This window comes from Candidatus Tisiphia endosymbiont of Micropterix aruncella (genome assembly GCF_965178575.1).
In the GTDB taxonomy this organism is placed as follows: domain Bacteria; phylum Pseudomonadota; class Alphaproteobacteria; order Rickettsiales; family Rickettsiaceae; genus Tisiphia.
In genome coordinates, this window is the sequence record NZ_OZ238268.1 from 692,423 (window position 1) to 717,566 (window position 25,144).

The 25,144-nt window shown below is 31.8% G+C and carries 28 protein-coding genes, 1 tRNA gene and 1 pseudogene; 18 read left to right on the plus strand and 12 right to left on the minus strand.

Annotated elements, in window-relative coordinates; genetic code table 11:
* The first annotated feature begins 44 nt into the window (after positions 1 to 44).
* The 4 genes from ACN1AG_RS03425 (at position 45) to ACN1AG_RS03440 (ending at position 2,970) form a co-directional block, all read left to right on the plus strand.
* Positions 45 to 179 carry a hypothetical protein gene (locus ACN1AG_RS03425; RefSeq protein WP_417905456.1) on the plus strand — a complete coding sequence of 45 codons (135 nt, stop codon included), beginning with the start codon at positions 45 to 47 and terminating at the stop codon, positions 177 to 179.
* A 308-nt stretch (positions 180 to 487) separates the two neighbouring features.
* Positions 488 to 1,024, plus strand: coding sequence for a hypothetical protein (locus ACN1AG_RS03430; protein WP_417905457.1), 537 nt, complete (start codon positions 488 to 490; stop codon positions 1,022 to 1,024).
* A gap of 459 nt (positions 1,025 to 1,483) precedes the next feature.
* On the plus strand, positions 1,484 to 2,485 hold the full coding sequence (locus ACN1AG_RS03435) for a recombinase family protein (protein ID WP_417905458.1): 1,002 nt from the start codon (positions 1,484 to 1,486) through the stop codon (positions 2,483 to 2,485).
* A 17-nt stretch (positions 2,486 to 2,502) separates the two neighbouring features.
* Entirely contained in the window at positions 2,503 to 2,970 is a 468-nt protein-coding gene (locus tag ACN1AG_RS03440) for a hypothetical protein (protein WP_417905459.1), read from the plus strand.
* Here ACN1AG_RS03440 and ACN1AG_RS03445 read toward each other — a convergent pair.
* Both ACN1AG_RS03445 and nth read right to left on the minus strand, forming a co-directional pair.
* Positions 2,941 to 3,028, minus strand: a tRNA-Ser gene (locus ACN1AG_RS03445). The two genes, ACN1AG_RS03440 and ACN1AG_RS03445, sit on opposite strands and share 30 nt — an antisense overlap.
* Positions 3,029 to 3,382: 354 nt before the next feature.
* The gene (nth, locus tag ACN1AG_RS03450; protein ID WP_341754065.1) at positions 3,383 to 4,021 is read right to left on the minus strand and encodes an endonuclease III; all 639 of its coding nucleotides are present in this window, start codon (positions 4,019 to 4,021) and stop codon (positions 3,383 to 3,385) included.
* A gap of 50 nt (positions 4,022 to 4,071) precedes the next feature.
* On the opposite strand from nth, the gene grxD reads away from it, so the two are divergent.
* Complete coding sequence (grxD, locus tag ACN1AG_RS03455) at positions 4,072 to 4,404, plus strand: Grx4 family monothiol glutaredoxin (RefSeq protein ID WP_341754066.1); 333 nt, start codon at positions 4,072 to 4,074, stop codon at positions 4,402 to 4,404.
* A 57-nt stretch (positions 4,405 to 4,461) separates the two neighbouring features.
* On the opposite strand, the gene ACN1AG_RS03460 is transcribed toward grxD, so the two are convergent.
* The 5 genes from ACN1AG_RS03460 to ACN1AG_RS03480 form a co-directional block, all read right to left on the minus strand.
* Positions 4,462 to 4,869, minus strand: a complete 408-nt coding sequence (locus ACN1AG_RS03460) for a response regulator (RefSeq protein ID WP_417905460.1) — start codon at positions 4,867 to 4,869, stop codon at positions 4,462 to 4,464.
* Position 4,870: 1 nt separating this feature from the next.
* A complete protein-coding gene (locus ACN1AG_RS03465; RefSeq protein WP_341757845.1) occupies positions 4,871 to 5,647 on the minus strand; it encodes a HAMP domain-containing sensor histidine kinase in 777 nt (258 codons plus the stop codon).
* Positions 5,648 to 5,963: 316 nt separating this feature from the next.
* The gene (recR, locus tag ACN1AG_RS03470) at positions 5,964 to 6,563 is read right to left on the minus strand and encodes a recombination mediator RecR (RefSeq protein WP_417905461.1); all 600 of its coding nucleotides are present in this window, start codon (positions 6,561 to 6,563) and stop codon (positions 5,964 to 5,966) included.
* Positions 6,564 to 6,763: 200 nt separating this feature from the next.
* Positions 6,764 to 7,249 (minus strand): RDD family protein, encoded by a 486-nt coding sequence (locus ACN1AG_RS03475; RefSeq protein WP_341754072.1) that lies wholly within the window; start codon positions 7,247 to 7,249, stop codon positions 6,764 to 6,766.
* Between the two features lie 104 nt (positions 7,250 to 7,353).
* Positions 7,354 to 8,004, minus strand: a complete 651-nt coding sequence (locus ACN1AG_RS03480) for an MJ0042-type zinc finger domain-containing protein (RefSeq protein ID WP_417905462.1) — start codon at positions 8,002 to 8,004, stop codon at positions 7,354 to 7,356.
* Positions 8,005 to 8,099: 95 nt separating this feature from the next.
* Between ACN1AG_RS03480 and dapD the strand changes: the two genes are divergently transcribed.
* From dapD to ACN1AG_RS03510, 6 genes are all read left to right on the plus strand, one after another.
* Entirely contained in the window at positions 8,100 to 8,924 is an 825-nt protein-coding gene (gene dapD, locus ACN1AG_RS03485; RefSeq protein ID WP_417905463.1) for a 2,3,4,5-tetrahydropyridine-2,6-dicarboxylate N-succinyltransferase, read from the plus strand.
* Between the two features lie 297 nt (positions 8,925 to 9,221).
* Entirely contained in the window at positions 9,222 to 9,914 is a 693-nt protein-coding gene (gene uppS / locus ACN1AG_RS03490) for a polyprenyl diphosphate synthase (RefSeq protein ID WP_417905464.1), read from the plus strand.
* A complete protein-coding gene (locus ACN1AG_RS03495) occupies positions 9,901 to 10,563 on the plus strand; it encodes a phosphatidate cytidylyltransferase (RefSeq protein WP_417905465.1) in 663 nt (220 codons plus the stop codon). Before uppS ends, ACN1AG_RS03495 begins: the two co-directional genes overlap by 14 nt.
* Positions 10,560 to 10,877, plus strand: a complete 318-nt coding sequence (locus ACN1AG_RS03500; RefSeq protein WP_341754077.1) for a septum formation initiator family protein — start codon at positions 10,560 to 10,562, stop codon at positions 10,875 to 10,877. The genes ACN1AG_RS03495 and ACN1AG_RS03500 overlap by 4 nt, the downstream gene beginning before the upstream one ends.
* Before the next feature lie 91 nt (positions 10,878 to 10,968).
* Positions 10,969 to 11,580, plus strand: coding sequence for a ribonuclease D (locus ACN1AG_RS03505; RefSeq protein ID WP_417905585.1), 612 nt, complete (start codon positions 10,969 to 10,971; stop codon positions 11,578 to 11,580).
* A gap of 574 nt (positions 11,581 to 12,154) precedes the next feature.
* On the plus strand, positions 12,155 to 14,230 hold the full coding sequence (locus ACN1AG_RS03510; protein ID WP_417905466.1) for an ATP-dependent DNA helicase RecG: 2,076 nt from the start codon (positions 12,155 to 12,157) through the stop codon (positions 14,228 to 14,230).
* A gap of 220 nt (positions 14,231 to 14,450) precedes the next feature.
* Here ACN1AG_RS03510 and ACN1AG_RS03515 read toward each other — a convergent pair.
* Positions 14,451 to 14,573 (minus strand): annotated as a pseudogene (locus tag ACN1AG_RS03515) (IS5/IS1182 family transposase); the annotation flags it as partial.
* 315 nt (positions 14,574 to 14,888) lie between these two features.
* On the opposite strand from ACN1AG_RS03515, the gene ACN1AG_RS03520 reads away from it, so the two are divergent.
* Together ACN1AG_RS03520 and ACN1AG_RS03525 are read left to right on the plus strand one after the other, a co-directional pair.
* Positions 14,889 to 15,824: an IS110 family transposase gene (locus ACN1AG_RS03520; protein WP_417905467.1), complete on the plus strand. Its 936-nt coding sequence runs from the start codon at positions 14,889 to 14,891 to the stop codon at positions 15,822 to 15,824.
* A 319-nt stretch (positions 15,825 to 16,143) separates the two neighbouring features.
* Positions 16,144 to 17,034, plus strand: coding sequence for an IS982 family transposase (locus tag ACN1AG_RS03525; RefSeq protein ID WP_367363772.1), 891 nt, complete (start codon positions 16,144 to 16,146; stop codon positions 17,032 to 17,034).
* Positions 17,035 to 17,175: 141 nt separating this feature from the next.
* Here ACN1AG_RS03525 and ACN1AG_RS03530 read toward each other — a convergent pair whose 3' ends face one another.
* The gene (locus ACN1AG_RS03530; RefSeq protein WP_367363818.1) at positions 17,176 to 17,868 is read right to left on the minus strand and encodes a CvpA family protein; all 693 of its coding nucleotides are present in this window, start codon (positions 17,866 to 17,868) and stop codon (positions 17,176 to 17,178) included.
* 183 nt (positions 17,869 to 18,051) lie between these two features.
* On the opposite strand from ACN1AG_RS03530, the gene ACN1AG_RS03535 reads away from it, so the two are divergent.
* The 4 genes from ACN1AG_RS03535 (at position 18,052) to fabF (ending at position 21,359) form a co-directional block, all read left to right on the plus strand.
* Positions 18,052 to 18,624, plus strand: a complete 573-nt coding sequence (locus tag ACN1AG_RS03535) for a YqgE/AlgH family protein (RefSeq protein ID WP_367363817.1) — start codon at positions 18,052 to 18,054, stop codon at positions 18,622 to 18,624.
* A 75-nt stretch (positions 18,625 to 18,699) separates the two neighbouring features.
* Positions 18,700 to 19,602: a TerC/Alx family metal homeostasis membrane protein gene (locus ACN1AG_RS03540; RefSeq protein WP_417905468.1), complete on the plus strand. Its 903-nt coding sequence runs from the start codon at positions 18,700 to 18,702 to the stop codon at positions 19,600 to 19,602.
* Between the two features lie 211 nt (positions 19,603 to 19,813).
* Positions 19,814 to 20,110, plus strand: coding sequence for an acyl carrier protein (acpP, locus tag ACN1AG_RS03545; RefSeq protein WP_341757856.1), 297 nt, complete (start codon positions 19,814 to 19,816; stop codon positions 20,108 to 20,110).
* The gene (gene fabF, locus ACN1AG_RS03550; RefSeq protein WP_417905469.1) at positions 20,100 to 21,359 is read left to right on the plus strand and encodes a beta-ketoacyl-ACP synthase II; all 1,260 of its coding nucleotides are present in this window, start codon (positions 20,100 to 20,102) and stop codon (positions 21,357 to 21,359) included. Before acpP ends, fabF begins: the two co-directional genes overlap by 11 nt.
* A 3-nt stretch (positions 21,360 to 21,362) precedes the next feature.
* Here fabF and ACN1AG_RS03555 read toward each other — a convergent pair whose 3' ends face one another.
* The 3 genes from ACN1AG_RS03555 to infA all read right to left on the minus strand — a co-directional run bounded on the left by ACN1AG_RS03555 (position 21,363) and on the right by infA (position 23,444).
* Positions 21,363 to 22,079: an HD domain-containing protein gene (locus ACN1AG_RS03555; protein ID WP_417905470.1), complete on the minus strand. Its 717-nt coding sequence runs from the start codon at positions 22,077 to 22,079 to the stop codon at positions 21,363 to 21,365.
* A gap of 501 nt (positions 22,080 to 22,580) precedes the next feature.
* A complete protein-coding gene (locus ACN1AG_RS03560) occupies positions 22,581 to 23,213 on the minus strand; it encodes a nucleoside triphosphate pyrophosphatase (protein WP_341754058.1) in 633 nt (210 codons plus the stop codon).
* A gap of 15 nt (positions 23,214 to 23,228) precedes the next feature.
* Complete coding sequence (gene infA, locus ACN1AG_RS03565; RefSeq protein ID WP_341757860.1) at positions 23,229 to 23,444, minus strand: translation initiation factor IF-1; 216 nt, start codon at positions 23,442 to 23,444, stop codon at positions 23,229 to 23,231.
* 605 nt (positions 23,445 to 24,049) lie between these two features.
* Between infA and ACN1AG_RS03570 the strand changes: the two genes are divergently transcribed.
* Complete coding sequence (locus ACN1AG_RS03570; protein WP_417905471.1) at positions 24,050 to 24,976, plus strand: hypothetical protein; 927 nt, start codon at positions 24,050 to 24,052, stop codon at positions 24,974 to 24,976.
* Positions 24,977 to 25,144: the final 168 nt, after the last annotated feature.

Consider the following 25,144-nt stretch of genomic DNA (forward strand, 5'->3'; position numbering starts at 1 on the left):
AACCTCAGTGTCTATTTTCCTAACGAACAATAGGGGTTAATTGTATGACGAGCAATGTCAAAAATCAACAACAAAATGATTCAACAAATGAAAAAATAAATAATATTACTAACATTGCTGCACAAATACTTAGAGAAGTTTTGCAGAGCAATAATATAACTTACGTTAATTCGGGATAAGGATTAGTAAAAATAGCAGACATATATACACTACGAAGAGCAATTAATGTATGAATTCACAGAAATGCAATTTATACATATCCAAAATCTTGTATTAGTTATAGCTAAAGCATTTTTACTAATCCTTATCCCGAATTAACGTAACTTATATAGAATTTATCGAAGTTCGTATAGGTTTAGAAGGAATTGAAATACTTGGCAAAGTTTTAGAACATAATAAGCTTATAACTGCAATACGTCTTTGCGACAACGGTATTGGATTTGAGGAACTAAGTCTGCTTATCAAACTGTTAGAAAATAATCATAGTTTGATTAATATAGATATTGAATATAACAACATTGGGGTTCAAGGGCTAATCATACTAGATGAATTTCTAGAAAATGATAAAACCATAAAGCAAATAAGTCTTAGAGGTAATGATATTGGTGATGAAGGGACGGATATACTGGCAGGAGTTCTAACAAATAATAAAGTTATAAAGCAAGTGGATATTGACAACAATAATATTACTGATAAAGGAGCAATCATATTAGCAAGACTCCTAAAAAATAATAACACTATAAAGAAAATATCGCTTAGTAATAATGATATTGGTGATGTTGGGATTGTCCAGCTTGTTAAAGCTTTGGAAACTAATAGAACCATCAGCCAAATAGACCTTAGCTATAACAATATTACTGACAATGGAGCAATAACACTGGTGGGACTTCTAGAGTCTAATAATAAAATTACAAGCAAAATAATAATAGAGTTCACAGATTTTGACAATGAAAATATTAGTTATCAAGTAGAAGAGCTGTTAACTGAGACTCTAGAAAGCCACAACAAAAAACTGGGGGTATAATTTTAAAAATATTCATCTGTATCATATCTGATACAGAATATCAATAAGGGGATCGATGTAAACAGTGGTATTCGGTTAAGTTTTTAACTTATCTATTATTTTAAAGCAAACCCATATAAAAAAAGCCCATATTTAGACTTAGAGCGTAATAATTCAAAAACTAGATTCCTGTACCATAATGATACTAAAAAGCCGTGTAATAGCCTTAAAATAGATAAATAGGGGTATCTATGATAAAGCACTTGATAAAGTTACTCCTGCTACGAGTTAAAACAATTATTTTTACAATAACCAAAAATTATTAATGCTAAAAAAATGTTACACTTGGCTCTAATACTGGGGTTACTTGGATAATTTAATGCAAACTCGACTTGACTTGTCCAGTATTTAATCTATCTCTGAATGCATAATACTTATTAATTTAAACTCTAATTTATTACTATTATCAAAGGAAAAAATATGACAGACAAAGCAACAAAATCAATAATTTTAGTTCGTGTTTCAACAAGGGAGCAAGAAGAAGGGTATTCAATTGAAGCTCAAAAATATAGATTAGTAGAATATTGCCAACGTAAAAATCTTGAAGTTATCGAAACTTTTGAAATTATCGAATCTTCAAGCAGAGGTGATCGCAAACAATTTAAAGAGATGATCAAATTTGCTAAAAGCCATAGAGAAACAATTGCTATAGTTGCTGATAAAGTAGATCGAGTACAAAGAAGAATCTCAGAAATTTCATTACTAGAAGAACCAATAAAAGCTGGTAAGATAGAATTACATTTTAGAACAGAAGGTTACATAATAGATAAAGATTCTCAGTCTCATGCAAAGCTAATGTGGGGAATGAACGTATTGATGGCACAATCTTACGTTGATAGTTTAAGTGATAACGTTAAAAGAAGCCTAGATCATAAATTGCGTAAGGGAGAGTGGATAGGACCAGCCCCTCTTGGTTACCTAAATAGTCGAGATGAAAGAGGAAACAGTATAGTAATTCTCGATCCTGTAAGAGGTTCTATCATAAAAAAACTCTTTGAAGAATATGCAACAGGAATGTATACTCTTAATTATTTGACTGAAAAAGCTAAGGAGCTTGGTCTTAGAAGCAAAAACAATTGCTACGTCAATAAAACAGTAGTGCATCGCATGATCCAACAACCATTTTATTACGGTGAAATGAGAGTAAAAGGAGAGATGTGGTCACATGGTTACCAAGCAATTATAACAAAAGAGACTTTTATGGCATGTAAAGATGTACGTTTAGGATGGAAGAAGAAGCCTTTTAAATATGGTGGTAAGGATTTTCTTTTTAGAGGATTAATCACCTGTGCAGTAACTGGTAAAGTTGTAACAGCTGAAACTCACAGCAAAACATATTCAGATGGCAAAGTGGACGAATGGACTTATTTAGGTACATGGGATCCAAAGAATCCAAACAAGAAGAGGTTTTTAAAAGAATAGGTATAAGAGACCCAGAAATGCTAAAAGAGACTCTAGCCTATTTAAAAAACACTAATGAGCTAAAGAAAGATGAGCATGGGCAAGCAACAGCTGCTTTAAAGAAAGAGCATACCGAAAATGAGAATAGATTAAATTCATTAATAGATTTGCGACTCAATGGAGAACTTAGTACAGAAGAATTTCAAAGAAAAAAACAACAATTAAAAGATCGCCAATATGAAATTGCTCGTTTAATTAAAGTTTATGAGGAAGCAGACGATAAATTTACTGATACCGCTACAACGCTAATAACTCTAGCATCTGAAGCCTATGAAACTTTTAAAGGTTCTGAAATGCCCCAAAAACGCAAAATGATAAATTTCGTATTTCAGAACCTCAAACTAAGGGGCAAAAAACTTGAGACCTCTCTACGTTTCCCGTTCGATATTTTTGAAAAAACGACAACTTGTACCGAATGGCGGAGAGGAGGGGATTTGAACCCCTGACACGTTACCGTGAACACGCTTTCCAGGCGAGCGCCTTAAACCACTCGGCCACCTCTCCATCTATGAGAATTCAGAATAACAAGTTACATCAGATTCGGTTAACTACGTAAGCAATAGGTTTGGTATACTCTTCGTCTTTCAAGTGTTGACATTGTCTTATTATCGGGACTTTGCGTACTCACATATACTCGATGAAAATCAACAATTGCGTTGTCGTTGTCCAAGACCTGCGGTACTCACGTACTAATGTACGCTGCGCTCCTCGGCTTAGACACTCCTAGCACTTGTTGATTTTGATTCTATCGTCTACCAACTCTTCATTTACGAGCAGTATACTAAATGTATGACTAGTTAACTTGCCACTTGTACTCCTAGCCAATTCTTCAAATCATTTGAGTATATCTACACTTTGCTACTTCAAAAAATTATTAGCATAATATTCACAATATTCTTTAACTGGGCAAGCAGGGCAATTTGGTACTCGTGCTTTGCAAATATACCTACCAAGCAATATCAACCAGTGATGAGCATGTTGTAACCATTTTATATCGATAACTTTAACTAATTCAAGTTCTACTTTTTTGGGAGTATTACTATTTGCTAGCCCTAATCTTTTGGAAACTCTAAATACATGCGTATCAACTGCGATAGTTGACTTACCAAAGAGGCAATTCAATACTACATTAGCAGTTTTTCTTCCGACACCTGGCAATTTAATTAAGTCATCAAAATTGTTAGGTACTTTGTTGTCATACTTATCTATCAAAATTCGACAAAGTGCAACAATATTTTTTGCTTTGGTTATAAATAAACCTATTGATCTTATATAAGTTCTTAACCCTTCTTCCCCAAGCTCTAATATTTTTTCCGGTGTATTATACTCCACAAACAATAATCTAGTTGCTTTATTAACTGAAACATCAGTTGCTTGTGCGGATAATATCACCGCTACTAATAGAGTAAAATTATTAACATATTCTAGTTCTGTTCGAGGAGTAGGATTATTTTGGCTTAAAATTTCAAAAATTTTATCAACTATTTGAGCTTGCATAATATAACATTTAAGAGTAAAAGAAGTTATAATTTTTATCAGGTTTAGGAATGTTAGAGAATAAAAACTTTGATTTTATAAAAAATGAAATTGCTAATAATGATATTGTATTATTTATGAAAGGCACTGCCAATTTTCCTCAATGTGGTTTTTCTGCTACCGTTGTTTCTATCTTAAAAAAACTTGGCATAGAATTTCGTGATATTAATGTCTTAACCAATCCTAGCTTACGTGAAGATATCAAATCTTTCAGTGATTGGCCTACCATACCACAGCTTTATATAAAAGGGGAATTGATAGGTGGCTGCGATATAGTACGTGAGATGTATGAAAATGGTGACCTTGTTTCATTATTAAAAGATAAACATATAATATCTAAGTAACCTCAATTAGATATAAGAAGAATAAATATTCTTATATTGGTTTATAAATGAGTATATCTAGAAAGTTTTATGGAACTGCCTTATAGTTTCAAGCAGTTCTTCGTTTTTATAAGGTTTATGGATTAGGTATGTTGCTTGTTCTTGTAAGAGTTTTTGTATTCCCTGATGATTGCTAGACAAACCAGTTTGAAAAATTATAGGAATATGTGCAAGGTTCTCATCACTTCTTATTTTTTTATGTACTTCACAACCTGTCATATCAGGAAGAGAAATATCAAGAAATATTAACTCTATTGTATTAGCATATATTTTAGATAAATTAACTGCTTCTTGTCCGGAATAAGCACTGATAATTTTGTATTTTTGTTTATAATGTAGCACTAAATTTATTGCGTCATGGCAAATTGGTTCGTCATCAACAAAAAGTATCGTAAATACTTTTGCAATATTATCCTTTGTAAGCATTTTATGTCTCTTTTTTATCGTATACAGGAATCATAAATTCCAATTTTGTTCCTCTTTTATGGTTATTCTCGGCATAAATATAACCATTATGAGCCAGTACAATTTCTCGGCAAATAGATAAACCAACACCTGTACCAAGAAAATTATTATTAGTTCGTGAACTACGAGTAAATACTTCAAAAATAGTCTCAAGTTCTGAGTCTGGAATTCCTATACCTGTATCGATTAGGCTAAAGCACCAATAAGGAATATTTTCATGATTTTTTAAATCAATTATCGCTATAATTAATCCTTCCTTAGTATATTTAAGTGCATTATTAAATAAATTATTCAATAATTGGTTAATCCTAACTTTATCTCCATTAATCATTGCTTTTGTAATACTATGATCAATAAGAATAATATTAACTCGATCGTTAATTATGTTTAATTCTGTAAGTTGCTGCACGGTCTCTTTTATAGAAGATAATAGATCCATAGCAACAAAATTAAACTGCATTTTTCCGGTACTAAACTTAGATAGGTCTAGTAGGTCATTAATTAATTTTATAAGACGCTGATTATTTTTAGCTATTATACTGACATATTTTACGTGTTCTTGCTCATCCATTTTATCCCAATTTTCATATAAAAACTGAGCAATACTACTTCCCCCATGTATCGAAGTCCTAATTTCATGAGTAACGTGATTCAAAATATTATCTTGCTCTGATATCTTTTGTTCTAATTCTAATATTTTAGTTTTTGAATTATTTCTTAAATTAAACCACGAAAACATCTTGTACCTGCAAATATAAAGAACTACAGGAATCAAAAATATGACTAAAATAGTCCAAAAAAGTTGGTACATATGCTTACTTTACTTAAAATAATTATATGCAAGGTGAAATATAAAATAACTAATGAAAATATCTAAAAATTTCAAATTAACATTTAGTGGTATGTTAATACCTATAATGTATAAATATTTAACATTTCATGTAAATAATTCTAGTTTAGTAACCTTTGATAATTTATTAACAAAATTTAATATATAACCAACAGCTTATATATTATATTAGATTTTTCAATACAATAAATAATTTTTAATAAATTTAGTCAAAAGGCTGTCTTAAGGCTATTGCAGCTGATAAAGTTCCTTCATCTAAATAGTCTAGTTCTCCACCTATTGGAATGCCGCTAGCTAATCTTGATATTTTGATAGTATAATCTTTGAAATATTCAGTAATGAAATAAGCTGTAGTTTGACCTTCTAAGGTGGAATTAGTTGCAATAATTACTTCATTAATGTTATTCTCTTGGCATCTAGCTAGTAATTCTGGTAGTCTTAGTGTTTTAGAATTATGGCTATTTGCAGTTGATAAACTATGTCCTAGTACATGATAATATCCATTAAAAATGCCACTACGCTCTATTGCCCACAATTCTGTCACTGTTTCAACAATTGCTATAATAGATTCGTTGCGATCATCAGATGAACATACTCTACAAATATGATGAGAATCTATGTTGCCACAAATATCGCACTTGACAACATTATTATCTACATAAGAAAGAGCTGAAATTAAACCTTTTAACCTAACGTCTTTTTCTTGTAAAAGATGCAGGACTATACGCCTTGCTGATCTTTGACCAAGACTAGGTAGTTTGGAGAAAAGATAGATCAATTGATCTATTTCATTTAGTTTATTCATTTTAGCATACCTTTACTACTTATAATAACCTCAAATATCGATGTAACAAGTTTATACTAGGCTCAAGTAATCATCCCCATTAGGGGGGAGATGTCATCAACTATGATTTTTGAAAAATTAAAAAATCATAGTTGATGACATCGTTTTTACTACTAATAATCTAGTGATACTACAATTTTTAAAATTAATACTAATGTGTTTTAACTCTTAATAACCGCTGTTCCAGCAATTTTATCATGCAAAGCTTGGCGTTGTTTAGAAAAGAGTATAAACCAAATACCAACTAGCACTAATACATATCCACAAAATCTTTTAATTAATTGCCATTTACTAGGTTTTTCAAGAGTTACTGCGTCTACTATTTTCATATGCATAACCATTTTTCCTGGAGTAGCACCCAAATAAATCCAAAAACCAATAAAATATGTTGCAGCTAGGGCAAAATTAATTATAAACATTAAAATAAATAATGTAAAAACACTACTAGCAGTTACATTTTGAACTAACTCCGGTTTCTTGCTACCCATTATTAGTATGTCCGCTATACTAGCTTTAAAAAAAAATAAAGACAGTCTAGATAATATAAAGTGGGTGATCGGAGTTGTAAAAATTGACAACAAAAACGAATCTAGGCAAGAAGCAAAGAGCCTAGGAATTAGTTTAGGGTATATAATTTGTTTATTCATTTTTTTCTATATATATCATGGAAGTTCGATGTAACAAGTTACATCGAATTCAGGTTATGTTATGGGAGTATTTGAACCGATTATAAATCTCTTTCAGAAGAAGTCTAATGTAATATGAAATCCAAACTATTACCAAGCATAATATTTAACAACTCACTTGAACGAGGAACTACATCAAGATACGTAGCAATGTCGATATGTTGCTTAGGGGACAGTTTAATATTTTTTTGATTCATTATATAGGATTTTACTGTTACATATTTTTTATTGAGCAATCTAACCCTAATAAGTGGTATTATCACATCATGGTCGGAAGTATTACTTATCCTATAGGAAACTTTAATTTGTCCCATTTCTTTATTTTGTTCAACATGTATATTTCTTATAGTTAATATATTATTATTCTCTTTATACAGAGCTGGTATATTAAACTTCTCGTGAAATAACATTAATAATAAGAAGACAATTAAACTAAGCCACAATAATATAGATAAAATATGCGATTGCTCAGGAATTTTAGTTGGTAATAAAGCCGGTAAGTTAGTACCTTTGGTTAAATATATTTTATTATTTTCATTAGTGCTAGCGTTTTTTGTGGTATTATCTGATATAATAGGAGGTTCTTGCTGATCAAACTCTGCCTTTTGATACCATATATGGTGGCATTTTGAACATTTGACCTTCCTACCAGTCATACCTATTTGTTCTTTTGAAACTATAAAGGTAGTGTTACAATTTGGGCAAGCAATACTCATTTACGTGATCTAATTTGTATACTCAAATTTGAGTATATAGGTTGACTTAAAAATAAAGTAAATTATGATTTTTTTAATAGTTTAGCAAGGACGTTATGCAAAAACATATCAATACTATAGAAGAATTGTGGCAAATACGCGATAAATTAACCAAGGATTCAGAAAAAACTAACTACGCCAAACAAATATTGAATAATATTATTGATGGTTTAAATCAAGGATTAATTAGAGTTTGTGAAAAAGAAGGGGCTGATTGGCGAGTTAATCTTTGGGTAAAAAAAGCAATTTTATTATATTTTATTGTAACTGATTCGCAAATCCATTCTGGTGATTGTATGAAATGGTATGATAAAATTGCTCCCAAATTTTCTACAAATCATAATGAAGAATTATTTAGAACCCATGGCTGTCGTATCGTTCCCGGAGCATTTATAAGAACGGGGGCATATTTAGCTAAAAACGTTATTGTTATGCCTTCTTTTATTAATATAGGTGCATATATAGGAGAAGGAACAATGATTGATACTTGGGCTACCATAGGATCATGTGCTCAAATAGGGAAGAATTGTCATATTTCCGGCGGGACAGGTATTGGTGGGGTACTAGAGCCAATACAAAATACCCCGGTAATAATTGAAGATAATTGTTTTATAGGTGCAAGGTCAGAAATAGCCGAAGGGGTTTTAGTAGAAGAAGGAAGTGTAATTAGTATGGGAGTATTTATTGGTGCCTCTACCAAGATAGTAGATAGGGAAAGTGGAAAGATAATTTATGGTAGAGTTCCGGCCTACTCAGTTGTAGTACCCGGCAGCTTACCTGCTGATTCAGGAAAACCAAGTTTATATTGTGCAGTAATCGTTAAACAGGTAGATAAAGGAACTAGAAGTAAAGTATCTATAAATGATCTATTACGATCTTGAAAAAATTATCAATTTAAACCAAGTGTGCAAGTTTTGTCAACTTAAGCAGCCTCGGTGTCCGAGCTACGGTGGGGATTCAAAAAATAACCTGCAAAGGCTATTAGATATTATGGATTCCCGCCTACGCGGGAATGACATACTAGTGATCCACGCGGGCAATGCTTCGCGGGGATGACATTATAGGACTATAATACCTACTTAAACTTGCACACTTGGTAATTTAAGTAATTTCTAGTAGGTCATTATTTAAATTGGTCTTATATTGAACTAAGGTAAGAGTATATACAAACAATAAATATGAGTATAATCAACAAAGTAAATCATTTAGCCATCATCATGGACGGTAATGCAAGGTGGGCTTTAGAAAAAGGCTTACCAAAATCTGAGGGACATAGAGTAGGTGCTGATAGAGTAAAAAAATTATTACCAAATTTTATAGAACTTAATATACCTTACGTTACACTTTATACTTTTTCATCAGAGAATTGGCGTAGATCAAAGACTGAGGTTACATTCTTACTAAAATTACTACGTTACTACCTAAAAAATGAGACTGCGTCACTACACAAGAACGGAGTTAAAATAAAAATTATTGGTAGATTGGATCTGTTAGATACTACGTTACAAAAACAAATTCATGATGCTATAGAATTGACAAAACATAATAATAACAAAATAACTCTTTGTCTTGCTTTTAGCTATGGCGGGCGAGCAGAAATTGTTGATGCATGTCAGAAAATCATTAATTCTGGTAAAACAGAAATTAGCGAGAATGAATTTGCTAATTATTTGTATGATCCAGAAATGCCTGATGTAGATTTGTTAATTCGTACTAGTGGTGTATGTAGAATCAGTAATTTTTTACTATGGCAAGCCGCCTATGCTGAACTATATTTTTTACCTAAATATTGGCCTGACTTTGACAAACAAGATATATTAGAAGCGTTAAACGATTATTCAAGAAGAAAAAGGAATTTTGGTGCTAGATAAGAGACCTAATATAGTAGTAAGAATATTATCATCCCTAGTAATAGGACCAGTATTTATTATAGCGATAATGTTCATTAAGTCATTATTTTATATAGTTATGTTATTAATTGCCATAATTATGTTATATGAATGGTATCAAATGACAAAATCGTCCTTTTTTCATATATTACTGGGCTTTGTTATCATTCCCATTCCTACTATATCTTTAATAATAATTGCTACTGAAGATAAAAATCGATGGCTATTATTACTATATTTCATTATAATATGGTCAGTTGATATATTTGCGATGATTGGTGGTAAGAATATAGGTGGGGCTAAACTTGCTCCCAAGATTAGTCCTAACAAAACTTGCAGTGGACTACTCATAGGGGTATTAGCTAGTGGGCTTACAGCGTTTTTATTAAGTTTAGTACCTAGCTTTGACTTACCAACTGACTATTTATTAAACAAACGGCACTTAATTATAGCAGCTATTTGTTTAGCACTAATAGCACAAATGAGCGATTTATTTATTTCATATTTTAAGCGTAAATTTGCTATAAAAGATACTGGCACTATAATACCAGGTCATGGCGGTGTTCTAGACCGATTTGATAGCATAATTCTTACCGCCCCAATATTATTTTTTATTATTAAAATATTATGAATTATCAATATTTTATTGATTCAGTTAAAAATTCCAAAAAGATAATATTTAATGTTTTGCTATCTTTATTATTAGTTTATTTTATCTTCCACTCTATTTGTGGTAATAGAGGGATTATTGCTTATTTTACATTAAATCAACGACTCGAAAAAACCTATAGTGAACTAGAAACTTTAAGGGCAGAACGCGTTGAACTTGAGCATAAAGTAAAACTACTTAGACCAGAATCTCTAGATAGAGATATGCTTGACCAAGAAGCAAGAAGAGTTTTAGGAGTAGCGTCGTCAAAAGAACAGGTTTTTACCATAAAATAACCTGAGTTCGATGAAACAGGTTTGATGTCACCTAGGCGATTAAACCGATGCCTTACATCGAACTTAGGTTAAAATAACTTAGGAGGTTAGTATTAGTATTATAGTTTTTCAGAATGATCTCCCGGAAGATTTTAATATTGCAGGAGACCTAGCAATCGATACAGAAACGATGGGATTAAACTTACATAGGGATAGGCTATGCCTTTTACAACTGAGTAATGGAGATGGTAAGGCTTACTTAGTAAACTTTATTGACAAGAATTACGCAGCACCTAATTTAAAAAAACTATTACTTGATAATAATCGATGCAAAATATTTCACTATGCTAGATTTGATTTAGCAGCAATAAGAAAATATCTTGGAATAGATTTGGAGAACATATTTTGTACAAAGATATCTTCTAAACTGGTTAGAACCTATACTGATGCTCATGGTTTAAAAGACTTATGCCGTGAATTACTTTCAGTCCAAATTTCTAAACAACAACAATCTTCCTATTGGGGTAGGTTGGATCTTACCTCTGAGCAAAAAGAATATGCTGCCAAAGACGTCCTTTACCTACATCAACTTCGTGCTATCTTGCAAGATATGTTACTGGCCGAAAATAGGTTAGATATTGCAAAACAGATTTTTAAGTTTCTACCTATTAGAGCCAACTTAGACCTAGTAGGATGGAACGATATTGATATTTTTATGCACTAGGTTCTTATATCTTAAAAACATGTTATAAGTAGTTATAAGAGGGTGACTTGATAGGTTCTAGGAGCTTGATTCTTTGTTCTTGCGTACGAAAGGTCATAGTACCCTACATTTTTTATATAACCACTATTAAAAGGGCTGCTGATCGTCTATTAGCGAGGAGTCGCTGAAAGCGGCGACGCGGCAATCCAAGATACGCGAAGTGTACTAGAAAAAACAGCTTCGCTGTTTACCTAGATCGCCACGGCATCTAAAGAGCCTTGCTATGACGATTATAGAAAAATGTAGGGTACTATGACGAAAGGTATAGCTAACCCGACTAACATTATGCCAAATTCACAGATGTCTATTAGCGAGGAGCTACTAAGTAGTTCATTGCTAATAGACGAAGTCATGCTATCGGGTTGGTTTACTCAAATGATTTGAAGAATTGGATTTGAAAATGAATGGTGAGCAAGCGGAGCGTACATATAGTACGTGAGCATGCGAATCCATGATATTTTCAAAAAAACAATTCTTCAAAGCAGAAGAGTATTATATCATAAGTTGATATAGGGTTATACTAATAAAAAAATATATGTTAACAATTAACAAGTTTTTTTTCTCACCGATTAAATCACGTATTAACGTTAGTGATAATATAATTATTGGACTCAAAAGATTGGGAATAATCAATTTAAGAGATTTGTTATTTTATTGTCCTACTTCTTATCAAGTTAAAATAATTTCACCAAATTTATCTTCACTAAAAAATGGTCAGTTAATTCAAACTGAAATAACAATTGAAGAAGTTCTTGTGCCTAAGAACAAAAAACAGCCTTTGAAAATTTTAGGATCTAATGGGACTGGCTCAATTCTGCTGATATTTTTTAATAGACCCTCTTATTTTATCCTAAGTAAACTTACAATAGGCAGTAAACATACAATTAATGGTAAGGTACAAGTTTTCTCTAGCTTACCTCAAATAGCCCACCCAATACTTATTTTTGACCAAAAACTTACCAGCCCCCTAGAACCAATCTATCCTTTAACCTATGGGATAATTAATAAGCAACTTTATTCCTATATAATAAAGGGGCTTGATTTGTTTGAGAAAGAGTGGAGCTGTATTCCTGAGAGTTTTCAAGAAGTAAAGGACTATACTAAATCATTATTAGAAGATTTAAAAACTTTGCATTTATATCAAGTTAAAACTAAGAAATTAGAAGAATTACATGCTCAAACCTTAAGACGATTAGCAGAAAAAGAACTTTTTGCTAATCAAATTTCATTACAATATCTCCGCCAGCAAACAAAATTAAAACAAGGTAATTCATTTACAGGGTCTAGTCAGCTACAACAAGCAATACTTAAGACATTAGGCTTTGAACTCACACTAGACCAAAAAAAAGTAATCGAAGCAATTGAGAAACATCAATTATCTTCTACAGAAATGATGTGCTTACTCCAAGGCGATGTTGGCTCTGGTAAAACCTTAGTAGCTTTATTGACAATGGTCACTGTAGCATACCATAAATTTCAAGCTGCACTAATGGCCCCTACCGATTTATTAGCAAACCAGCATTACCAATTCTTCGTTAAAGCCTTAAGTGAAACCGGAATAAGGCTTGGTTTACTTACTGGGAAAATATCTACCAAAGAACGAAACAAAGTTCTATCAAGCCTAGAAAACGGAGATATTGATATATTAATTGGCACTCATGCATTATTTCAAGAAAAAGTAAACTTTAAAAATTTAGGTTATATAGTCATTGATGAACAGCATAAATTTGGTGTACAACAACGGTTAGATTTAATTAACAAAGCCTCGCATCCCGATGTTTTGGTGATGACCGCAACCCCTATTCCTAGAAGTCTTACTTTGACCATGTTTGGAGATATGGATATTGCTAAATTAACAAGCAAACCAAAAAATCGACTACCAATTATTACTAGCATATTGCCAAAGACCAAGTTAAATGATGTAATTTCAGTTTTGGATAAAAAGCTAAAATTTGGAGAGAAAATTTACTGGATATGTCCCCTCATCGATCAAAATGATGAAGAGTTAACAACACAGGCAAAAAATACAGGATTAACCGACATCAATACTAGACTAGTTACCATTGAGAATGCCTACCCTAACATTACAGGTACTATACATGGCAAAATGAAAAATGAGCAAAAAGATATGATTATGCACCAATTTAAGAATGGTAATATTAAAATCTTGGTTGCTACAACTGTAATTGAAGTGGGTATCGATGTACCAGAAGCAACCTTAATAGTCATAGAAAATGCTGAACAGTTTGGTTTAGCTCAGTTACATCAGATAAGAGGTAGAGTTGGACGTGGAACTTTACAATCTCATTGTATTCTTCTATATGATCCTCAAAAATTAAGCATGGTTGCAAAATCTAGATTTGAAGTGATGAGAAACAGCAATGATGGTTTTTATATAGCAGAGCAAGATCTACTCTTAAGAGGTAGCGGAGAAATATTAGGAACAAAGCAAAGTGGTGAAATAAGATTCTTTTTTGCTGATCTAGCTAGAGATTTAGACCTTTTAACTAAAGCCAATAAATTAGCAGAAGAAGGTTCGAAAGATCATTCAGAACTCTCCCTACTCCAAACAAAATTATTTGCTCGAGTAGAGTTTAATGAATTGAACTAACAATTTAACCGTTATTCATTCTGATTGTATATATATCACGCGAATTTTGGATAAGAATTTATCAATTCTTATCCAAAATTCGGTGGAATTATACCATTTCCCATTATTAACTACGCTATTTAGTGCTACAGTTGTAGTACTAATGTCAAAACGATGTCATCCCAGCGAAAGCTGGGATCTAATAATAGACTTCTTTCGAAACTAGACAATGATGTAGATTTGATTTCTTAAGACCATCAGCTTGCCTCAAAATATCCACCATCTTTGAGAATGTTCCCTTCTTTACTCCTGTTAATCGACGAAATTTTTTATCCTCTAACTCTTTAATCTGATCGAATTTCATATTATTACTTCAAATCAGATATTTATAACACCATTCTACATCATTGTCTAGTTTCGAAAGAAGTCTAATGTTTAATAGTCTTTTAGGCTATTTTTTTAGATTGTATCTTGAATATTAGCTCAATATGGAGTTAATATGGTCGGAAGGAGTGACGCCGTTTAATTTAGATTGGTCTTTAAAGACCGAGGGAATCTTGGTGCACTCCTTCCTTGAATCGCAAAGTATAATACGAACGGTAGGATGATCCTTTAGAGATCGAATTTACAATCATGTATCAAAACTTTGCAAAACAACCACTAATTATAGGTAAAGTAAATGACTGAAAAAAGCAAGATATTTATGGGAATAGATGTTTCAAAAAATACGCTTGATATATCTATGAACAATATTCATTATAAGATTAAAAATACAGATAAAGCTATTTCTGATTTTATAAAATCAGAAATAGCTTCTCTAAATATTGTGCTTACTGTTTTGGAATCTACTGGTGGTTATGAACGTTTAGTTATGAGAGTGTTGCAACAAGCCGGGCTTGCTGTGCATAGAGCTCATCCTAATAGAGTTCACGCTTTTGCCAAGGTCTGTAACCATTTTGCTAAGACTGATAAATTGGATGCGTTATTACTTGAGAAATATGCAGCTTTTATTGCTAATGATGAGAAAGGAGACCAAATAATTTCTGTTATACAAGAAGAATTACAATCTCTAAGGAGCATAGAACGTAATATAGAAGAAGATATACATGCTAATCAATGCAGAGCAAAAGTTGCATCCGAGAAGGCTAAGAAATATCTCGAGGAAATGATAAAGTGTGGCAAAAAACAGCTTGAGGAAATTAGAAAAGATATAAAGGCTGCCATACAGGAAGATAAGAGTTTAAAGGCAAAAAATGATTTACTCATAAGCTATAAAGGTATAGGTGAAAAAACAGCTAGTGTTTTGTTAATAGAATTGCCAGAACTCGGTACGCTAAACAATAAAGAGATTGCAAGCTTAGTTGGGCTTGCCCCAAAAACAAGCCAAAGCGGTCAAAAAACTAATGGGGCTCATATTAGAGGCGGCAGGTTTTTTGTACGAAAAAGCTTGTATATGGCTGCTTTAGTAGCGATGCGTCATAATGACAAAATGAAGGCATTATATGAACGTATGACTAATGCTGGTAAAAAAGCAAAGGTCGCTTTAGTAGCCGTTATGCGTAAAGTAATTATTTGTTTAAATTCTATGGTAAAAAATAATAAAATTTATGAATAATAATCTACTTTTTTTCTTGACTAACAAGACGGTAGATTCCCGCCGTTGCTAAGAATGACAGCTTTGGGTAGTAACTACAACTGTAGTATTAGCGTAGTTAATAATGGGAAATGGTATTATAGAAACAATCAGGTTTGAAGCGGCTGCCCACCTGATTGTTAAAATATAACACTCCATTCAATATGTGATTTTAATAATTAAAATCACATATTACGTCAGTTCGGGATAAGATATAGATGAAATAGTAATAGATAAAAGGATTGTCAAAAAGGAGTGCCTGCAGTATTTATATTTTTAAACAAAAAAACAAACTACAGGCATGAAAAAAGATATCACAGAATTATATAGTTTTATAGATGATTTTTGTAAAATTTATTTGGAGTATGAACAGAGAAAGTTATTACCATCAAATAAGCAGAGAAATCGCTGTTGTAGCATGAGTTTAAGTGAAATGTTAACAATAATAATTATGTTTCATACATCCTATGCTAAGAATTTTAAATTTTTCTATAAAAGTTATATAGAGTGCATGCATAAGGATGATTTCCCTAAAGCCTTGAGTTATAATAGATTTGTTGAATTAATGGCACGATTATTCATACCGCTAAATATGTTGATTCATTTGTTGTTTGGTGAAGAAACAGGTATTTATTTTATTGACTCTACAACGATTAAAGCTTGTCACAATAAAAGGCGTTATAGCAATAAAGTTTTTAAAGGATTAGCCAAACATAGTAAATCCTCTATGGGGTATTTTTATGGTTTTAAATTACATGTAATAATCAATAATAAAGGGGAGTTTATGGCATTAAAAGTGACCAAAGGCAATGTAGATGATAGGGTTCCAGTACCGGAGTTAACAAAAAGATTAACTGGAATTATAGCAGCTGATAAAGGTTATATTAAGCAAAATTTGTTCTTAAATTTATATGAAAGAGGCTTAAAAATGATTCATGGAATTAAGAAGAATATGGAAAATAAATTAATGGATTTGAAAGAAAAAATCTTACTTCGAAAGCGTAACTTAATTGAAACAGTTTTTGATTATCTAAAAAATAAAATGAACCTTGAACATACTAGACATAGATCACCAATAAATGCCTTTGTCCATATATTATCTACTCTTGTTGCTTATTCATTAAAGAAAAATAAACCTTCAACAAAATTTGATTTTAATCTACATGTTCTCAATATCCTTATCCCGAATTGACGTATATTGAATGATGAAAAAAGTTAAAATGCACTCGCATCAGCCGCTTCAAGAGTGCATTTTTCCTTATAACAAAGCCAATTCGATATAAGAATTATTAATTCTTATATCGAACTGAGGTTACTATAGTTATTCAATAGCCTAGTCATGATTCTCTACTTTTTTTGATAATACTTCATCAAGTTCTTGCATAAGATCTTCAGGGAGTTGTTTTACTTTATTGGGAGATTCTTGAGATTGTGATTTTTCTAACACATTTGTAGTATCAATAATCTTTGATTTTTTAGGTAATTTAATGGACTCAAAACTATCTTGTGGTAGAGTTCTTATAAGATTTTTACTTAAATTATCTAGATACGATGTAGTCACAGATTCCTTAAGCCATTTTGGATATTTATCAATAGTAGTATTTTGCATAACGTCTTTTAGGGTTTCTGCTTGTAAGTAACTGTCAGAAAAGAAAATTGTTAGGACTAGGAAGATACATAAACAAATAATCGTACCTCTAAGCATGCCTGCGGCTAAGCCTAGAGATCTGTCAATGACCCCACCACTTATAATAGAAATCATCAAAAGAAATTTACGGGTTACAAAAGAGCATATGATTAGAGAGATAATATAGGAAATAATCCCAGAGGTAACTACCAATGCAATGTGGTTATTAAAATATCGAGTAATAATGGAAATAGTATATGGAGATAGGTAATAGGCAAAAAGAATTGAGACTATGAAGCCAAGTAAGCTAATAGTAAGCTTTATTATTCCTCCATATGCCCCGAGCATCGATGAAGTAGTAATAATTGCTAGTATTATTATATCAAACCAAGTAAACATTAGACTTTTTCAAAAATTACTTTAAGTTTAGAACAGGAGTTGAGTATATTTACCATCATGTTCAAAATTTTTATTAGACCTCTCAGATGAAATTTCGAAAGAGGTCTATTGAATAGCCGTAATTTAACATTATATGTATCTAAAAGCTAGTATGTTAATAAATTTTAAAATACAATAAACATTATGAGTGTAAACGATAAGATTTTTGATAATTTATCTGGTAAGGTTCTGATCGCTACTCCTTACATGCTTGAGGGTATATTTAATAAATCACTTGTTTATATGCTGTCTCATACAGCAGAAGGAGCAATGGGTTTAATTTTCAATAATTTGGTGAATCATATAGAGATAAAATCGTTTTTTAAAATATCTGATGATCAAGTAGATAGTAACATTATGATGCCTATATATCTAGGAGGACCAGTTGAGCATGAACGCGGATTCTTCCTACATTCTGATGATTATAACGAAAATCTACTATTGAAGTTTCAGAATCATTTAGCAGTTAGCTCTAATCCTAAAATCCCTCATGATATTGCTTCTGGTCATGGGCCTAAAAATAGTTTATTTATTATTGGATACACTGCTTGGAAAGCAGGGCAGCTTGAAACAGAGATTAAGGAGAATTTGTGGATAATAACAAAGTGTGATAAAGAATTTATTTTTTCTGATCATCCAGAGAGTAAATGGCACAATGCTTTACAAAATCTCGGTATCAAAGAATCCCACTTTACTTCACAAATGGCTAATGCTTAACATCAGATCATATGGAAAATTCAAGAACTTGAGAATTAATTCTTCAAGTTGTTATAGTAGTTTATGGAGGGAATCTTGACGTGGGTTGTTTTTTGTACAGTGATTGTAGGTTTACTAATCTACGATCTTGGTTTTGCAAACCAAGAAAATAAAGTGATGAGCTTCCGCCAAACTATTTATTTTAGTCTTTTTTATTTAATTATAGCATGCCTCTTCGGTATTTTCATTTTTTTTGATATGGGAGGAGAAAAAGCCCGGGAATACTACACTTGCTTTTTTATAGAGAAAGCTATGTCATTGGATAATATTTTTATTATATTGATGGTTTTTCAGTTTTTCTCTATTCCTTTAATATATCAGCATCGGATATTATTCTTGGGAATTCTAGGTGTCATTGTTTTTAGAGCTATAATTATATATCTAGGTGTCATTGTTATCTCGAAATTCTCTTGGTTATTATATATTTTTGCAGCTATTCTTATAGTTACAGGCATCAAAACTTTTTATATAGCAAAAAAAAGTTTTAAAGTAGAGGAATCGTATATTTATAGAATTCTGCAAAAATACTTTAATCTTACTCCTAAAATTTCCGGTTACAAATTTTTTGTTAAAACTAATAATAGATTGAGTATTACCCCCCTTCTTGCGTCATTAATAATTATAGAAATCATGGATATTATCTTTGCCATTGATAGTATACCAGCAATATTTGCTATCACTAAGGATCCTTACATAATTTATACTTCTAATATTTTTGCCATATTAGGTTTACGTGCCTTATTCTTATGTTTAGCTAATATTGTTGAGCAATTTAGTTATATAAAATATTCGCTAGCATTAATATTAATATTTATTGGCATAAAAATATTCGCTGAACATTTTATTGAGATTCCATCTTACGCTGCACTGGCTATGACTATTACTCTTCTGTTGTTTGGTATTATTGCTTCTATTATCAGGAAAAGGAGTGTATGCTAGACTGCAAGCCATTAGTAATATTTTAATTTAAGAACTAAAGAAATTTTACACTGGCATAAAATATATTTTTATGCTAGAAGTTTGAAATTGTTGTATCGACTTACTCGAGACTTACTTATGTATGAAACTATGTTTATTCTATACAAGTCATTATAAGTGGCTAGAGTTTGAGTGTTTTACTAAATTTAATTTATGTTATGAGGTTCTAATTATGAGTGAAAATATAAATATTACACAAAATGTTGTTGAGCAAGATATTGTCGAACAAGAGGTTATTGAAATCGTTGTTAATAAATTAAAAGTAAAAAAAGATTCAATTACCCTTGAATCTAGATTTGTTGAGGATCTTAAAGCCGATAGTTTAGATACAGTTGAATTAATGATGGAAATAGAAGCAAAGTATAAATGTGATATACCAGATGAAGATGCTAGGAAAATTTTAACTGTCTCTGATGTTGTACAGTACATAATAAAAAAACAACTAATTATAAATAATCATGTCGACTAGAAGAGTTGTTATAACCGGTATTGGGCTTATCACACCACTAGGAGTTGGTGTAAAGCCCTCTTGGGAAGGTATTATAAAGGGTCGCAGTGGTATTAAGTCAATCACAAGATTTGATACTTCTAACCTTGCCTGTAAAATAGCGGGTACAGTGGATCACTCAACAGATAATGGCTTTAACCCGGAAAAATTTATTCACTCTCGCGATGTCCATAAGATGGATTTATTCATCCAATATGGTATCGCAGCAGCTATTGAGGCAGTTGAGGATAGCGGATGGAAAGTAAAAGATGAATTATCGGGAGATAGGACCGGCTTAATACTTGGTTCAGGAATAGGTGGACTTGGGATGATCGAAGAAACATCTGTAAAGTTTCATAAAGAAAATAATGGTAAAGTTAGTCCATTTTTTATTCCCTCCTCATTAATTAACCTCCTTTCAGGTCATGTTTCCATTAAATACGGATTTACCGGACCAAATCAGGCTGTCGTTACAGCTTGTTCCACTGGCTCTCATGCTATAGGGGATGCTATGCGTATGATTCAATACGGTAATGTAGATGTTATGGTTGCTGGTGGAGCTGAAGCACCGGTTACTCCGGTTGGAGTGGCTGGATTCGTTGCTGCAAGAGCATTATCTACTAAATATAATTCTACGCCTGAACTTGCATCAAGACCATGGGATCAATATCGTGATGGATTTGTAATGGGAGAAGGGGCAGGTGTTGTAGTACTTGAAGAATATCAGCATGCTCTTGCTAGAAACGCTAAGATTTATGCTGAAATTATTGGATATGGTTCTACTGGTGATGCTCATCATATGACCTCACCTCATCCCGATGGAAGAGGGGCTTATAGAGCTATGTTTTACGCTCTTAAAGATGCAAAAATTGATGCAAGTCTTATTGATTATATCAATGCCCACGGTACTTCTACCCAAGTTGGTGATGCTATAGAGTTAATGGCTGTTCAAAAATTATTTTTAGATGCTAACCCGAATGTTCTTATGTCGTCAACCAAATCATCTATTGGTCATTTACTTGGAGCAGCTGGTAGCGTAGAATTAATATATTCAATTCTTGCTATGCGAGACCAAGTCGCTCCACCAACTCTAAATTTGCATAAACCGATAGCAGAAGCAAAAATAGATTTAGTTGCTTTAGAAGCTAGAAATGTAAAGATTAGTTATGTGCTTTCTAATTCATTCGGATTTGGAGGAACTAATGCTAGTTTAATTATTAGGAAAGTATAGGATTTACTTTTGGTTTATATCATTTTCAAAAGTTGGAGTAGGAAGCTGGTATTTATGTTGGATAATTGTTGTGAGTTCTAAGGGGTCAGTAATTGGTAAATGTTTGTAACATAAAGTAGTTAATATATTTTCTAGTTGTTTTGTTCCACAACACATGCTAATACTTATAAAATTTTTAAAAGTTTCTTCTATTATCTTCTTAATCTTTTCCGGCGATTTTATACCAACAGTTTCTAAATTGTGAATTCTGTCAAATATTTTAACCATTATGATATCATATCTCTTTTGCTGCCATAATAATTCCATGATTTCTGCCGAACTAATCTTTCTGTCGCACTTAACCCTAGTTAGTTTTTCTACCTGATCAGCAATTAGATCACTAAAGATATAGGCAATATTGCTTTTGGTAAGTTTAGTATCCTCAATGGTATCATGCAGTATAGCGGTTACAGTTAAATCGGTTCTAAAGTACTGCTTATCATTTTGTGCTGCATATTCTGCAAGCATATATGCCACTTCTATTGGATGCGAGTAATAGGGTTCTCCTGTTTGTCTTTTCTGCTCTCCATGATACTTTTTGGCGTAATAGATGGCTTTTTTAACAATGTTCAGATCTATTGGTTGATCTACTTCACTATTCAGCAGAGAGAGTTTAGCGAGTAACCTATCAGCATAATCACATGATTCAAACTTTAGCCAACTATTATTAATGCCTTCCATAAAAATCCTCAATATTTTGATATCCTAACTTATAGGTTAAACTAAAACTTAAGGTATTTGCAAAGATTTATTACTTTTTAGGTAATAAAAATAAATATTTCTTAACTTTGTTGTATAAATAGCTAGGTTGTGAAGGTTTCTATGTAATGAGTAGATTTATAGGCATTTTTGCTAAGCAAGAACCGCAAGTGGTACTCGAATTCCGCTACGGATTTGAGTGCCGAATCTTTGTCCCAATTACCAGCAGAAGTAGAGTTCAAAAGATATCTATTATCTAACCTTAATTCGATATAAGAATTGCCTTTGTTATAAGAAAAAATACACTCTTGAAACGGTTCTACGAATACATTTTAACTTTTTTCATCATTCAATAGGTGATTTTAATTATTAAAATCACCTATTGAATGGAATATTATATTTTAACAATCAGGTGTAAGCGAGCATCAAACCTGATTGTTTCTACTTAACCCCTTCAATATAACTTGTTATATCGAATTCAGGTTATTTAAGAGGTCTATTTGTAAAACCTAAAGAAGTAAGCATATGCAGGGTTTCCAGTAGTGGTAATCCCATAATATTTGAATAAGATCCATATATGCTAGGAACAAAAGCTTCGGCATATCCATGAATTCCGCAGCCGCCTGATTTATTGATTCCTTCATCTAGGCTACAGTAAAATTCTATCTCTTGCTGGCTCAATCTTTTAAACTTGACTATGGTTTGCACTAATTTTTGTCGCAGCAGAACTTGTTCAAGAGTCTTTTTTATTATACAGATGCCTGTATAAACCCTATGACGCCTTCCAGATAAAATATTAAGGCAATATCTAACATCTTCACTTGTTAAAGCTTTAGGTAGTATTTTTCTACCGCGAACCACAACAGTATCAGCTGCTATAATTATAGCTTCACCACTTATTTTTTTGGCAACAACCTCGGCTTTTTCCTGTGCTAATCTTGTTACCAATTGGTTTGGTAACTCTCGTAAGTACTCTGTTTCATCTATATTAGCGGGAATAATTTGTGTAGGAAATACCTTTATTCTTTTTAGTAATTCAAGCCTTGCAGGTGATTGTGAGGCTAGAACTATAGGTATATTCTGCTGTTTTAAAAAAGTGGATTCTATATTTGACATAAAATATGAAAGACTCTAATGACGGTGGATAACACGACCTTTTGTTAGATCATAAGGTGTCATTTCCACTGTGATTTTATCTCCGACAAGTATCCTAATACGATTCTTACGCATCCTACCAGAAGTATGAGCGGTAATAAAATGACCATTTTCCAACTTCACTCTAAAAGTTGCGTTAGGCAAAAGTTCAAGGACAACACCTTCAAAATTAATTAACTCTTCTTTGGTCATTACAACTTAACTAAATTATAATTTTTAATTTCTAAAATGGCTTGCCGTAGTGGACAATTTCAGAACCACGCTTGACATAAAATTATTAGTTATTCAAACGCTTATACACCAATATTAGAGAATCTATATTAATATAAAAAATTTGCAAGTAATATCAGGACTACCTCATGAAAAAAAACGGGAAATAAAAACATTAAGGAGGTTAAAGAAGGTGTTAATAATTACATAGATAAATATAACCACCACAGATTTCTAGCATTGGTTATCAAAAACCAATGAAAGTTTATCTTAATTATTTACAAAATGTTGCTTAAAGGTAACCTTACATGGGAAACAAAATGAGTAAAAAATTTGTCTTGAAAAATTAGTCTAGTATATTATTGCAAATTATCTTTGTAGTCAAAAAATAATAATTATTTATAATGCAGGAATAGTTGATAAAATATTAGAAGCTCATTCTAAACCAACATTTGCAGAAATGATTCTAGAGGCAAGGTTTTAAGGAGTAAGTTAGTTAGATATAAATTTAGGGCAAGTACTAAAACTCTAGATAACATAACTACCGTACTATTACTGAACTCTACATTATATAAAATAAGAGGTTTATGCAACAAACAAATACAAATAAGTTAATCTTTAATTACAAAAAAACATCTCATATACCATGCATATTTAATAATCAGTCATTTATTGTAATTCGGTCATTTAAAAGGAGTAATGAGTACTATTTTGTAATAGTTAATATTAATACTCTAGAAGTTAAGATAGTCGCTCAGAACTTATGTGCTTACCGTAAGAGCGATCAAGATGGTAGATATTTCTCATTAAAGGAACTTGAATCTTCTGTATATTATAGATCATTGTATTATTTTAATAATATAAAAGATAGCAGAGAGAATCAAGGTCTCAAGAATATTCCAAAAGTCAAAGGATGTTTTTTATCCATAGATATGTGTCCATCAATAAAAAGGTTAGAACATAATTTATTTGATGCAATTTTAAAAACTGCTAAAAGAAGTCAAGAAATAAACCTATTAATAGCTGTAAGTGGTTTATGGATAACAACTCATCTAGAAGACTTTATGTGGTTACAAACTCTTCCAGCCCAAAATATAAAAATCACGTGGGTTAATCATAGTTTTAGTCATATTTTCTACCCTGATAAAGATTTTACAGACAATTTTTTATTACTGCCAAATACTGATATAGAAAACGAAATATTACAAACCGAACACTTGCTAATTGAAAGGGGCGAATTACCATCTCCATTTTTTAGATTTCCTGGGTTAGTAGCCAGTCAAGAAATATTAGATATATTAACTTCTTATGGGCTAATACAATTAGGTGCAAGTGCATGGATACATAAGCTTCCTGAACATGAAACAGTTAAAGATGGTGACATAGTACTAATCCATGGAAATGGTAATGAAGATAAAGTAGCCTTAGATAAATTGATTAAATTAGTTCAATCAGATCAGTTTTTATGGAAAAATTTACAAACAGAACTAAGTTTGAGTAATATACTGCTATGATTTCAAGAGATAAAGTAGCTTACTAGAATAACCTGAATTCGATGTAACTTGTTACATCGAACTTTCGTGTTATATATAGAAACAATCAGGTTTGAAGCGGCTGCCCACCTGATTGTTAAAATATAACACTCCATTCAATATGTGATTTTAATAATTAAAATCACATAT